We start from the raw sequence: 13,078 nt of genomic DNA on the forward strand, positions 1-13,078 counted from the left end.
TTGGCTTAACATTCACCAAATTGTACCGAAATAAAAAGTATACGATTATAAAAAAGAGGAGGTCATTACGTTGAAAATTCAAAATTATGGTGTGAACAAAGTAAATCCATATCAAAACCAATCATTAAAAACAGAGAAACTAAAGAAGAGTACGGTCAATATGACGGACCAAATTGAAATCTCATCTGCAGCGAAAGACCTTCAAGGAATCAAAAGCTACAGCACCGACCGTGCAGAACGTATTGATCAAATTAAAGAACAAGTGGAATCAGGCAATTACAAAGTCGACGCAAATAAATTAGCATCAGACTTATTGCGTTATTACCGCAAATAAAGGAGAGAGAACATGTCCATAGAGCCGCTGTTAACCAGCATGGATAAACTTGAAAAAATGCATAAAAGCCTGCTCAAACTAGCTTATCGCAAAACAGATCTAATCAAAGTCGGCGATATGGAAGCTCTCGACCAAATTTTGAAAGACGAGCAAGCACATGTACTAGCCATATCGCAGCTTGAACAACAGCGCCAGAAGGTAGTAACGGATTACTTTAAAGCAAAGGGATTTGCTTCCTCTGGCAGTAATACTGTTGTACAAGTTATGGAAGCAGCTAGCAGACAAGATGAAAAAGATGCATTGAAAGAGGCTAGCGATCGCTTAGTTAGTCTCATAGATTCACTGAAGCAGCAAAATGATTTAAATCAAAAAATGATTTACCAATCGCTACAATATGTCAATATGACGCTCGACTTGATGCGCCCAGAGCAAAATCAAGTGAATTATTCGAAAAACGAAGCCAGAGGCAGCCATTTGCCGAAAACTAATTTTGATTCGCAAGCATAAATGCACGAATTGCTATAGGAGGAAAAAGAATGGGCTCCACTTTTATGGGTTTAGAAACAAGCAGACGCGGCCTTACAACCCAACAACAAGCACTTTACACAGTTGGCCATAATATCTCCAATGCCAATACGATCGGCTATTCACGTCAACGCGTCAACATGCAGCCGACACAAGGGTTCCCAGGTACAGGAACGAATTCGCCACAAATGCCTGGGTTTTTAGGTACGGGCGTCGAAGCAGGCTCAATAGAAAGAATCCGCGACAAATTTGTCGACAATCAATATAGACAAGAGACCAATAAACTTGGTTATTGGCAATCCACATCACAAGTCATTATACAAATGGAAGATATCTTAAACGAACCATCCAATTATGGACTTGCCCAAACAATGAATGAATTATGGAATTCATTGCAGGACTTAAGCGTACATCCGGAAGACGGAGGAGCACGTGCCGTTGTTGTTCAACGTGGCGTGGCGGTAGCAGATTCATTTAACTATATGGCAACATCGCTTAAACAAGTGCAAGATAACACGGGAAAAGAAATTGGTATCTCATTAAAGGATATTAATTCACTTGCCGAACAAATTGCCAATATCAATAGACAAATCAAAGATGTGGAACCAAACGGTTACTTACCAAATGATTTGTATGATGCGAGAGATAATCTTGTTGATGAGCTATCTAGCTATTTTCCGATTGATTTGGAATATCAAAAATCAGGCGGCAACGCATTAGCTATTTCGGAAGGTTCTCTTACTGTTTCTATTAAACTTGCTGATGGTACGAAGTTGAAATTGGTAGATGGGGCAGATCATGCTGAATTGCGTACAAAAGGTTCAACAGACGGCGTAACACCGACAGAACCTGTTACAGGCTTTTACCTTGTAAAAAAAGAACTGGATGCCGATAAAAAGGCAATTGATAAACCAGTTAACAACGATTGGTCAGCAGAAGGGGAAGAGGTTCATTTAGCAAACAAGTTTACGGAAACAGGCAAGTTAAAATCATTAGTTAATTCCTACGGCTATCGTGTAGACGGTACATCAACTGGAAACGTTACGGGAAAATTGCCAGAAATGCTAGCTAACTTAGATAAAATGGCTAAGGCTTTTGCAGAAGAGTTTAATAAAATTCACAAAACTGGTACAGATTTGAATGGTGTTCAAGGACAGGATTTCTTTGTAGTAAAAGACGCATCAAGTGGCATGTCTGCTAGTAATATTGTCGTGAATGAGGCGATTGTTAAAGATCCAAAGCTAATTGCTGCATCTGATTCTACAGATGCGGAACCTGGTAATGGAAAACTTGCTCAAAAACTAGCAAATATGAAATTTTCAGCACTGACAGATTTAGGTGGCGTTAGCACGCAATCCTACTTTGAAGGACTAATAGGTCAGCTAGGAGTCGACGGCCAACAAGCAAACCGCTTGCAATATAATTCAGAAACATTGCTGCAATCTGTCACAGAACGCAGAGCATCCGTAAGTTCTGTATCCTTGGATGAAGAAATGACAAATATGATTACATTCCAAAAAGCATACAGCGCATCAGCTCGTATGATTACGGCAATCGATGAAATATTAGATAAGATCATTAACGGTATGGGCCGAGTAGGTCTGTAAGTAGGAGGTAAAGTGAGATGCGTGTAACACAATCGATGCTCTCAAACAATATGCTACGCAATCTATCAAGTAGCTACGGCAAAATGGGGGATTTACAACGCCAAGTGGAAACAGGGAAAAAAGTAAACCGCCCTTCAGATGATCCTGTTGTTGTTATGAAAGGGATTAACTACCGTACAGCACTTGGCAAAATAGAGCAGTATGAGCGCAATATTGGTGAAGTCAATAATTGGCTGGATACATCTGATAATACATTGGATAAAGTAAATGCTGCATTGCAGCGCACGAATGATTTACTAGTTCAAGCGGCAAATGGAACTACCACTGAAGAGGACCGTGATAAAATAAAGGCCGAATTAAAACAATTACGACAACATGTGCAAGATATGTCCAATACAAAAATCGGAGAGAAATATATTTTTAGTGGTACTAAAACAAATGTACCTCCTTTTGATAAAACTACAGGGACTTATTCAACCGATCCTGCTTTTGAAAAGACAATAAATATAGAGATTTTTGACGGCATTTCTTTGCAATCAAATATTACACCACTCAACACATTCCAAAGTATTGATGATATGTTTGCAAGGTTAGATAGTGCTACAACAACTGAGGATTTTAGTAACTCCTTAACCGAGCTTAATAAAAATAGTAATGAATTATTGACGATTCGGTCAGATATTGGGGCTCGTCAAAATCGTGTAGAATTGATGGAAGATCGCCTGGCATCGCAAGAAATCTCTGCAACTAAGCAAATGTCAGATAATGAAGATGTAGATTACGAAAAGGCGATTACCAATATGATCACACAAGAATCTATCCACCGAGCTGCATTATCAGTAGGAGCTCGTATTATTCAACCGTCATTGACAGATTTTTTAAGATAAGATGAAGAAGCGTTTGGAATTTTTCCAAACGCTTCTTTTGAGAGGTGATACTTTATGGACATGCCAAAATTGCACCTTGAATCAACGCAAGGTAAACTTGGTTTAAACATTCAGCAGCCAATTCAAGAAATTCAACAGCCTCAGGCTGAGCTGGAGTTAGAGCAACCAGCCGCGATCCTTGAAATTAGTACGATAAAGCCGGAGCTTTCCATCGATACAATAGAAGCACGTGCAGATTTAGATTTGATGAGTAGCATACGGCGTACGGCCGAAGTTGCTAGTTATAGCAGAGGACAGCTCTTAGAAGGGATTTCAAGAAGGGCGGGTGAAGGTGACGACTTGATGCATATTGAGAATGGGGGTAATCCAATTGCTGCGCATTCCAAACAGTCTGGCAGACAGCCTTATTCTAGCTTAGGTATTAAGTTTATCCCTTCACCAGGCAGCGTTAAAATTTCATTCCAACCGGGAAAGGTAAATATAGAAGCCCAACCGCAAAAAGTAATTAACAACACGAAAATCAATAAGCCAATCCATGAATACACAGCGGGTAAAGTGACAACAGAAATGCTTCAATACCCTTCATTAAAAATAGATTGGCAAGTGTAAGGGGAGATTAAACATGAATATTCTAACAGCCTATTTAGGGGAAGTAGAGATTGAATCATCTCAAATTCTTCAATTCGAACATGGCATACCAGGTTTTGAGGATGAAAAAGGGTTTGTGCTACTCCCGATTGAAGATAATACTGCATTCCATGTCCTGCAATCGATTAAAACAGCAGAACTTGCCTTTATTGTGACTAATCCATTTGACATTACAACTAACTACAGCTTTGAAATCGACGAAATCATCACGCACTCCCTGCAAATAAATGATCCTAGGGAAGTTGCAGTGCTATCGATTGTTTCATTAAAAGAATCAATTGAGCAATCTACGATTAATTTAAAAGCGCCAATTGTTTGGAATACAACGAATAACAAGGCAAAACAAGTTATATTAAATAACGAAGATTATGCAATACGACACCTTATCTCAACAGAAAGCGTAGAGGGGTGAAGAGATGCTAGTACTATCACGTAAAGTCGGCGAAACTATTTGGGTAGGGGACGACGTGGAAATTGTCATCACTGAAATTAAAGGGGACCAAATTAAACTTGGTATCAAAGCTCCTAAAAACATTGGAATAGTACGGGGAGAACTCCGAACAGAAGTGTCACAATCTAATACGGAAGCGGTGCTCCAAAATTTAGACATATTTAAAAAGAAAAAGTAAAAAATTTAACTAAAACTATTAAACAATTACGTAATGCTCCGATAGTAAGTATGTAACAGGGAAAAGAGACCGGCCGGCTTAATTCCCTGTCAAAACACTGAGATCCACAAGGATGTGGATTGTATATTCCAAGGAGGAAATTATAATGATTATCAATCACAATATTGCAGCTCTTAACACACACCGCCAATTGAATAGTGCAACAAACGCACAATCAAAATCAATGGAAAAATTGTCTTCTGGCCTTCGTATTAACCGTGCAGGCGATGATGCTGCTGGTCTATCAATTTCAGAAAAAATGCGTGGACAAATTCGTGGATTAGATCAAGCATCTCGTAACTCTCAAGACGCTATTTCTTTAATCCAAACTGCTGAAGGTGCTTTGGGTGAAACTCATTCTATCCTACAACGTCAACGTGAACTAATCGTTCAAGCTGGTAATGGTGGAACATTAGCTGACGAAGACCTTACAGCAATCAAGGATGAAATTGGAGAATTAAATAAAGAGTTAACAGGTATCTCTACTCGTACAGAATTTAATGGTAAAAAATTATTAGATGGTACTTTTGAAGAGGATTTCCAAATTGGTGCTAATGCAACGCAAACACTTCAATTAACAATTGATGCTGGAACAGGTAAAGGATTCAGTGCAGCTGATTTAGGAGTAAGTGCTTTAGCTCCTGATGGAACAACTGGTCAATTTGATACTGATATTGCGTTAGTTGATACTGCAATTAAAACAGTTTCTGCTGCTCGTTCTAAACTTGGTGCAAACCAAAACCGTTTAGAGCACACTATCAATAACTTGAACAATGCTTCTGAAAACCTAACTGCTGCAGAATCACGTGTTCGTGATGTGGATATGGCGAAAGAAATGATGGAGCAAACTAAAAACTCTATTCTTTCTCAAGCAGCTCAAGCTATGTTAGCACAAGCTAACCAACAGCCACAAGGTGTACTTCAATTACTTCGTTAATCTTAGCATAGTCGCTTAGATTAATTTAAAAGGACTCTAGGGATTATCCTAGGGTCTTTATTTATTTACTTTTGAATTTTTAAAAGGTGCTAAAATCTTATTGTTTAAATGTTTAATACATAAAAGGGTAATTTTACCTACATTATATTGTACTTGTTATAAAATATTAATTACTTTTTTGAGAAAGTCTAATTATGGTTAATTAAGAATTTAAATATATACCAAAATACTTATCAACTGATTGTAAAATAGATATCTTTGCATACATAACATTAAATCATCTATCTATTTCCTGCATATTTAACAACTTAATATGATTGATTTTAGAATATTATGCTTTGCTGGTATAACTGCTAAACTATAATACTCATTGACGGCTATATTTCTCTTTTTTAAAATGGAATTATAAATTTTTTACAATTGAGGAAATGTAATGATTGCTTCCCAATTGTTTTAAGAGGTGTTCAGTAGGTGAAGATTCTCTATGAAGAGGCGAAATGGAAGAGCATAGCTTCGGCACTGGAAAAAGTGAATGAAGCACACGAATATGACAATAAGTATGAGTATGCAGATGACCTTTTTAAGGACTCGAAGAGCGAAATAGCAGACAAAGATATTGATAGAGCCATTTCTTTTAGCCCCCAGACATACCACCCAGAAGCAAAACCCATACGCGAGAAGTACAAAAAATTATATGATTATGCCAAGGGAATTGGTAAAATTATAGATGAAAAAGTAGACGAACCTTTCTATAAAAGCATCAATGAATATATACAAAAGATGGCTGATATGAATGCTACGGCGTATACCACAGCAAATACGATTAACGTTCAAACAGGACCCTTTTTTTATAGACATGATAAAAAGGAGATCAAGCTAACGGACTTATATGAAACTGACACGGAGTATTCTGATAATCTGAAAGCTGAATATGAGGCATGGAAGCTACAAAATCCAGATGTCAAAGCTTCTCAAGACGATTATGAAACAGCCACTTTAAATAGTGGGGCCTTTGAATATGAAGGAATCCGTGCGGGCCAGGAGAAGAAGGAATTTTGGTTTAATTTAATTGCTACGGGGGTTGTGGTAGGCTTAACGATTGTCTGTCCACCCGCTGGACTCGTGGCAGGGGCTGCCTATACGGCTATAGATGTCGGAGGAGCCATCAGGGGAGAAGATCTTATATCCGGCAGAAAACTCTCTGATAATGAACGCCTAGTAAGAGGGGCATTTGCGATTGTGCCTGGTGCCGGCGCAGCAGCGGGAAAAGCCTTATTAAAAAATATGCCAGCTCTTGCGAATGTAATGAAATCAGCCTATAAAACAGTTGAGAATGGAGGGGGATCTGCCTTAAAGTCGACGCTGGAACATGCGAGAAATCTAGGGAAAGCACATGGCGATCAGCTGAAATTTACCCTGAAGCATCCCGTTCTCGCTGCAGTCACATCAAAGACAGGCCAACAAACGGTCCGTGAATCCGCTAAATTTATCGACAACGCCCTCCGCCCAATCGAAGTCCGTGCGGTCCAAACAACCGCTGGGAATGTAGTCACCGGAGTAGAGCGAGGTCTTCCATCAGGCAAACTCCCTGCGAAAGCAGATGAGTATTTAGCTATCAAGCAGGTGGAAAAGGATGGGGTTTTGAGTGGTAAGGGTGTAGATAATAAAAATACTAAAGATATAACTAAATTAACTGCTGATGATATACCAACTGCAAAGAGTGGGACTTTTAATAAATTCTTCAACTCCCTAACAAGTCGTGAACTAGACGAACTTTGGAAAGATAAAAAGATTAGGAAGAAAATTGAACGTCAGCTTAGAGAACCTGGAGGTTTACATGAGTGGCACTTAGTTTCAAGAGCTCCGCAATTTAAGTATTGGAATATTGGTGCGGAAGAGATTAAAAATTTAAGAACAGCTATATCTGATGTTAAATTTATCAATCCAAATGGTATTCATGGAGGATTGGGCTCAACTAAAGCACATAATGAATTATTAGCAATAATAGATACTTCTAGCGACTATAATACATTTGTTAGAAGGCTGAATAATTGGGCTAATTATAGATTAGCGGGTGGGGATTCGTCTTTACCTCAAGGTCTAAGATTAAAGTAGGAGGAAACAATAATGGAAAAACAAGGATGGGTTTCAATTTGGTTAGGGAATATTAAAGATGAGAACTCAATAGGAGAGTATGTTGATTTATCATATGATGAGGATGGCGAGTCTGTCCCTTCTCAATTTTTTATGGATTTTAATATTGATATGGATGAAACAGATGAGGATACTATAGAAAAAGCTGTCTATAAGAATAGTAGTAGTGATTTTTCAGTATTATTAGATGGATGTTCGTATGATGAAATTATCATTCCAAGGATCAAGAAAAATATAAATCTAAAGAAATCATATAATGCAGTAATCTTAATATATAATTTTGAATATAACAATGAAATTAGCTCAAATGGCGATTTTGATTTTATTGCTACTACAAATTATGAATAAGAGAACCCTAGGTATTGAGAATTGATTTAGCTGTTGTATAGGCTTAATCCTGAATTTTCGCCCTCAGAATAACAAAACTATAGACACAAAAAAGCTGCAGAATAAAATTCCGCAGCTTTTTAGTATTCCTTATTTCCGCAAAGCAGAGCGCAAATCTTCCACAAGGTCTTCGGCATCTTCCAGTCCAACCGAAATCCGTACAAGTCCATCCTCAATGCCCAGTTCTAATCTCCGTTCTCGTGGAATTGAAGCATGAGTCATGAGAGGGGGAACAGAGATCAAGCTTTCGACAGCACCAAGGCTTTCTGCCAATGTGAAGTAGCGAACATTTTTCACAACTTCTCGCGCTTTTTCTTCGTTTTCCACGGTAAAGGAGACCATACCTCCAAATCCGCCAGCTTGGGATTGGTGGACTTCATGTCCCGGATGATCTGCAAGACCCGGATAAAAGATTTTGCCTACTGCTACCTCTTCTTGAAGCATCTCTATAATCGCTTTTGTATTCGACTCAATTTCTTCCATGCGGATACCGAGCGTTTTGATGCCTCTCATCAAGATCCAACTGTCTTGTGGTCCTAGTATCCCGCCGGTAGAGTTTTGGATAAAATGGAGTTCTTCTCCAAGCTCTTCTGTTGCCGTAACGGCGAGGCCCGCCACGACATCACTATGACCCCCAAGATATTTCGTTGCACTATGCAGGACAATATCCGCACCTAGTGCAATCGGGTTCTGCCAGTAAGGGGTGCTAAATGTGTTGTCAACGATGAACAGTAAATGATGCTCTTTCGCAATTGCGCTGACCGCCTTAATATCCGTCACTTTCAATAGAGGATTCGTAGGCGTCTCTACAAAGATGGCCTTTGTCTCAGGACGAATCTCCGACTTAACAGCATCTAGATCTGTTGTATCTACAAACGAAACCTCAATGCCAAAACGGTTGAATACCTTCGTCATGACACGGAAGGAACCACCGTACACGTCATCGGTTAAGATCAGATGGTCGCCAGATGAGAACAAATGGACTACTGCTGTAATGGCAGCCATACCAGATCCGAATGCAAATCCCCGAGCACCGCCTTCAATATCAGCAATCAGCTTTTCCAACGCTTCTCTCGTCGGGTTGCCTGTTCTTGCGTATTCGTATGTGAAATTGCCGACGCCGTCCTGCTTGAATGTACTAGACTGGTAGATCGGTATTGAAACTGCACCAGTATATGGGTCACTGCTGATTCCACCATGTATTAATTGTGTTTTCTTTTTCATCTTTATTTCACCTCGTCATATATTCTGTTACTTATATATCGTTCGCTGCTATCAGGAAAAATGGTGACAATATGGCTTCCTGGAGGCGCCTGTTCCGCTTCCTTTAACGCTGCTGCTAGCGCAGCGCCGGAAGAACTCCCGACCAATAGGCCTTCTAATTTTGCGGCTTCCCTTAGATAATGGAATGCTTCCTGATCAGAAATCGTATGAATTCCATCGAACAATGTAGTATCAATAAATGGGGGAAGGAATTCCATACCAATTCCTTCTGTCTCATGGCTTCCTGGCTTTCCGCCGTTCAATATGGATCCTTCAGGTTCTACCACGACACAGCGGACACCGGGAACGTGATCCTTCAAATAGCGGGCAGTTCCGGTAAATGTCCCGCCTGATCCAGCTCCCGCTACAAATATATCAATCTGTCCTTCCATTGCTTCCACAAGTTCAGGACCGAGTGTTTCATAATAAGTGGCAGGGTTCCATTCATTCCGAAATTGTCCTGGATAATAGGAATTAGGAATTGTTTGAAGAAGCTCTTCTGCTTTCTTTATGGCGCCTTCCATCCCGAGCTCTGTCGGCGTATTCACCACTTTTGCTCCAAGCGCCTTCATTAAAATTTGCTTTTCTTGGCTAAATTTCTCTGGGGTGACGAACACAGCTTTCACCCCGTAATGGATGGCTGCAAGCGCCAAGCCGATGCCAGTATTACCAGCAGTTGGTTCAATCACCGTGCCGCCTTTCTGCAGTTCTCCTGAACGAAAAGCCTGCTCAAGCAAATATTGACCGAGCCGGTCTTTTACACTGCCACCAGGATTGAAAAATTCTAATTTGGCAAACAGTCTGACTCCTTCAGGCAAAGGAAAGGCAGTCAATTCAAGCAAAGGGGTATGGCCAATCAATTGTTGAATGTTTTTTGCGTACTTCATGCTGCTCCCTCATTTTTAGGCAAATACTTCTGTCCATTCATCTCTTTTTGCCAGCATTTTTCTCGCTGCTTCTCTTGCACCTTCCAGGCTGTGGCTCGCTGCCCAGCCGCATTGTACTTCGTTGCAGGCAGGTACTTCGGTTGCTATGAGAACATCATTCAGCGTTTTTTCAAGAATATCGAGTACTTCTTTATAATTATCATGGTTGATTAACGCCATGTAATAGCCTGTTTGGCAGCCCATTGGTCCAATGTCGACAATTTTATCGGAATGGTTGCGGCTGAATTCTGCCATCATATGCTCAAGCGAGTGCAAAGCGGGCATTTCTAAATGCTCTTTGTTCGGCTGGCAAAAGCGAATATCATATTTGCGGATGACATCTCCGTTGATCCCTTCTTTGACACCTGCAAGTCGGACATAGGGTGCTGCTACTTTTGTATGGTCGAGATTAAAGCTTTCTACATTCATCTTTTGTTGTGCTGCCATAGTTATCTCTCCTTTTTTATTGAATCTATGAGCCATACAAACTCATTTTGCTGTTCAAATTTTACGAGAAAACCATTCTTCTCGAATAATTTGGTCAGAACCGGAATGGTCGTGTAGTACTCACTCTTTAAATCTTCGGCAAGCCGGAAGAATCCCTTTTCCTCGGACTCTTTGATTTTTGCTTTATAGGCATTATCGTCCAAGAAAACAGTGTCAGCAAAAACAATTCTCCCATTCTCATTGAGCACTTCATGAAAACGGCCAATCGCTCTATCTTTCTCTTCATCTGTCAAATGATGAAAGGCATAGGTGCTGACAATTGCATCGGCTTTTACGCGAGGATCGGGAAACTGAAGAAAATCACCGTCAATCAGCGTGAGATCAGGGAGCTTCTCCTTTGCTTTTTCTCTCATCCCTTGGGATGGTTCAACAGCATAGACCTCACTTCCTTTGCTAACAAGCTTACTCGTCAGGTTGCCGGTTCCGACACCAAATTCAATAACAAAACCGGATGCTCGGTCTGCCACTTCCTCTAAAATCTCATCATACCTTGTAAACACTTCTGTATATTCAAGATCATGGCCCGAAATCGTTCCATCATATGTCTGAGCCCATTGATCAAACAAGTCGTTGAATTCTCTTCCCATACTCATCCCCTCTTTTCGGATTACTTTACTAGGAATTAAAATTAGACTACCAGATGTTTTCAGAAAAATCAAGAATGTCAAATATCTTTTTATCGTGATGATAAAAATATTGAAGTACCATTACACTGACAGTGAAGCATACCGGTTGATTTAATATATGTTGATATCAATCTTTTTGACTGTTGTTTTCAAATCTTTAGAATCAGTGGGGAATAGGTTGTAAATACTGCGGCGATGCAAGAATCAGATATTCGTTTCCCCTGTGGAGGGAGTTAAACAATCAGGTGTAGGTTATGAATATGGAGAAGAGGGGGGGAATCCTATACAGAAACTCACGTTATCAACCTACCAGATGAGCTGGAATTGCCGTATATTCCTGAATAAAATCATCATAAAAACGAGAAACCTACTATAAGAGGTTTCTCGTTTTTATGATAACCATAAGGTTTAGTCAGATTAGGCTAACATTTTGATAAAGTATTTCGGTGATTCAGAATACCCTTGTCGCGTATAAAACCTATGGGCATCGGTTCTTCTTGAATGGCAATGCCATTTGGGTCGCGAAAAAGTACTTCGAGCTTCTCTTTAATAAATGATTCAGTATTCGAGTATTCTAACTGGTCTAATAGCGAAGAAATCTGTTTCCAATCCTCTATAACCGCTTTTCTTATCACCATCTTATTTCACTCCTTATTGTTTCCGATAGAACAAATAATTCTCATCAGGTTATATATTAAGCTTCGTTTTTCCTAGCTTGAAGTGAACTTTCAATAATAGAATCAAGCAATTGAGAGTAAGGTATTCCTGCTGCTTCTGCACTTTTCGGCATTAGACTATTTTTTGTTAATCCAGGTAGTGTATTAACTTCTAACACATAGGGAACACCGTTGTAAATCATCATGTCTACTCGGGCATAGACGCTACATTTCAGTGCCTTATAGCAAGAGATGGCTGCATCAGCAACACGATTATGTGTTTCAATAGGGAGCTGAACCACTTCTTCAATGGTAGCTGCATCATCATATTTCGAGGTGTAATCAAAGAATTCACCCTGATGCCGGATTGAAATCGTCGGTAAAAGCTTTCCATTCAATATAGGACAAGTGATTTCCTCACCAGAAATAACCTTTTCAATAATCACTTCTGTATCCCATTTGAATACGTCTGCTATCGCTGATTTAACTGATTCCTTGTCATACACAATTTTTACACCTACACTCGAACCGCCTGAATTAGGTTTCACCACTACAGGGAATCCCAATTGATCTAATTCGTCCAGATTAAGTTCATCATTATTTGAAAGGTGAATCCAATCAGGTGTTTGTACGCCTTCATATCTGATGACCTTTTTCGATATATTCTTATCCATACATAAACTGCTGGACAAGACATTGCTTCCTGTATAGGGAACGCCTAAAGTATCTAGAGTACCTTGAATAGTCCCATCCTCACCATATTTACCATGTAGCGCCAATAATGCAACGTCAAGATTCCGTGCTTTTTCTATTAGGTCTTCTTTTTTCTCAATCCGAATCGTTACGACCTCATATTTATCTTTATCTAAATGTACCATCATTTCTTCACCTGTCATGATTGAAACTTGCTTCTCGGAGGAAATCCCTCCCATAATGACGCCAACTCTCATTTG

General features: G+C 39.7%; 16 protein-coding genes. 10 read left to right on the forward strand and 6 right to left on the reverse strand.

Annotation, left to right across the window (positions count from 1 at the left end):
• Nucleotides 1-70 precede the first annotated feature (70 nt).
• From flgM to F0527_RS02325, 10 genes are all read left to right on the forward strand, one after another.
• Entirely contained in the window at nucleotides 71-334 is a 264-nt protein-coding gene (gene flgM, locus F0527_RS02280; RefSeq protein WP_150283665.1) for a flagellar biosynthesis anti-sigma factor FlgM, read from the forward strand.
• A gap of 12 nt (nucleotides 335-346) precedes the next feature.
• Nucleotides 347-841 carry a flagellar protein FlgN gene (locus F0527_RS02285; RefSeq protein ID WP_150283666.1) on the forward strand — a complete coding sequence of 165 codons (495 nt, stop codon included), beginning with the start codon at nucleotides 347-349 and terminating at the stop codon, nucleotides 839-841.
• A gap of 29 nt (nucleotides 842-870) precedes the next feature.
• On the forward strand, nucleotides 871-2,466 hold the full coding sequence (flgK, locus tag F0527_RS02290; RefSeq protein WP_150283667.1) for a flagellar hook-associated protein FlgK: 1,596 nt from the start codon (nucleotides 871-873) through the stop codon (nucleotides 2,464-2,466).
• A 17-nt stretch (nucleotides 2,467-2,483) separates the two neighbouring features.
• Nucleotides 2,484-3,353: a flagellar hook-associated protein FlgL gene (gene flgL, locus F0527_RS02295; protein WP_147194797.1), complete on the forward strand. Its 870-nt coding sequence runs from the start codon at nucleotides 2,484-2,486 to the stop codon at nucleotides 3,351-3,353.
• A 54-nt stretch (nucleotides 3,354-3,407) separates the two neighbouring features.
• Complete coding sequence (locus F0527_RS02300) at nucleotides 3,408-3,962, forward strand: DUF6470 family protein (protein WP_150283668.1); 555 nt, start codon at nucleotides 3,408-3,410, stop codon at nucleotides 3,960-3,962.
• 13 nt (nucleotides 3,963-3,975) lie between these two features.
• Nucleotides 3,976-4,413: a flagellar assembly protein FliW gene (gene fliW, locus F0527_RS02305; protein WP_150283669.1), complete on the forward strand. Its 438-nt coding sequence runs from the start codon at nucleotides 3,976-3,978 to the stop codon at nucleotides 4,411-4,413.
• 4 nt (nucleotides 4,414-4,417) lie between these two features.
• The gene (gene csrA, locus F0527_RS02310; protein WP_147194788.1) at nucleotides 4,418-4,630 is read left to right on the forward strand and encodes a carbon storage regulator CsrA; all 213 of its coding nucleotides are present in this window, start codon (nucleotides 4,418-4,420) and stop codon (nucleotides 4,628-4,630) included.
• Nucleotides 4,631-4,775: 145 nt separating this feature from the next.
• Nucleotides 4,776-5,606: a flagellin Hag gene (gene hag, locus F0527_RS02315; RefSeq protein WP_150283670.1), complete on the forward strand. Its 831-nt coding sequence runs from the start codon at nucleotides 4,776-4,778 to the stop codon at nucleotides 5,604-5,606.
• A 471-nt stretch (nucleotides 5,607-6,077) separates the two neighbouring features.
• Nucleotides 6,078-7,721 (forward strand): pre-toxin TG domain-containing protein, encoded by a 1,644-nt coding sequence (locus tag F0527_RS02320; RefSeq protein WP_150283671.1) that lies wholly within the window; start codon nucleotides 6,078-6,080, stop codon nucleotides 7,719-7,721.
• Between the two features lie 12 nt (nucleotides 7,722-7,733).
• Nucleotides 7,734-8,108, forward strand: coding sequence for an immunity 22 family protein (locus F0527_RS02325; RefSeq protein WP_150283672.1), 375 nt, complete (start codon nucleotides 7,734-7,736; stop codon nucleotides 8,106-8,108).
• 129 nt (nucleotides 8,109-8,237) lie between these two features.
• Here F0527_RS02325 and F0527_RS02330 read toward each other — a convergent pair whose 3' ends face one another.
• The 6 genes from F0527_RS02330 to F0527_RS02355 form a co-directional block, all read right to left on the reverse strand.
• Complete coding sequence (locus F0527_RS02330) at nucleotides 8,238-9,371, reverse strand: bifunctional cystathionine gamma-lyase/homocysteine desulfhydrase (RefSeq protein WP_150283673.1); 1,134 nt, start codon at nucleotides 9,369-9,371, stop codon at nucleotides 8,238-8,240.
• 2 nt (nucleotides 9,372-9,373) lie between these two features.
• Nucleotides 9,374-10,297: a PLP-dependent cysteine synthase family protein gene (locus F0527_RS02335; protein WP_150283674.1), complete on the reverse strand. Its 924-nt coding sequence runs from the start codon at nucleotides 10,295-10,297 to the stop codon at nucleotides 9,374-9,376.
• 15 nt (nucleotides 10,298-10,312) lie between these two features.
• The gene (locus F0527_RS02340; protein WP_150283675.1) at nucleotides 10,313-10,783 is read right to left on the reverse strand and encodes an S-ribosylhomocysteine lyase; all 471 of its coding nucleotides are present in this window, start codon (nucleotides 10,781-10,783) and stop codon (nucleotides 10,313-10,315) included.
• A gap of 2 nt (nucleotides 10,784-10,785) precedes the next feature.
• The gene (locus F0527_RS02345; protein WP_150283676.1) at nucleotides 10,786-11,430 is read right to left on the reverse strand and encodes a class I SAM-dependent DNA methyltransferase; all 645 of its coding nucleotides are present in this window, start codon (nucleotides 11,428-11,430) and stop codon (nucleotides 10,786-10,788) included.
• A 461-nt stretch (nucleotides 11,431-11,891) separates the two neighbouring features.
• Entirely contained in the window at nucleotides 11,892-12,107 is a 216-nt protein-coding gene (locus F0527_RS16910) for a hypothetical protein (protein ID WP_190323364.1), read from the reverse strand.
• 56 nt (nucleotides 12,108-12,163) lie between these two features.
• Nucleotides 12,164-13,075, reverse strand: coding sequence for a D-alanine--D-alanine ligase (locus F0527_RS02355; protein ID WP_150283677.1), 912 nt, complete (start codon nucleotides 13,073-13,075; stop codon nucleotides 12,164-12,166).
• Nucleotides 13,076-13,078: the final 3 nt, after the last annotated feature.

This window comes from Rummeliibacillus sp. TYF-LIM-RU47, from assembly GCF_008638315.1.
Lineage (GTDB): Bacteria > Bacillota > Bacilli > Bacillales_A > Planococcaceae > Rummeliibacillus > Rummeliibacillus stabekisii.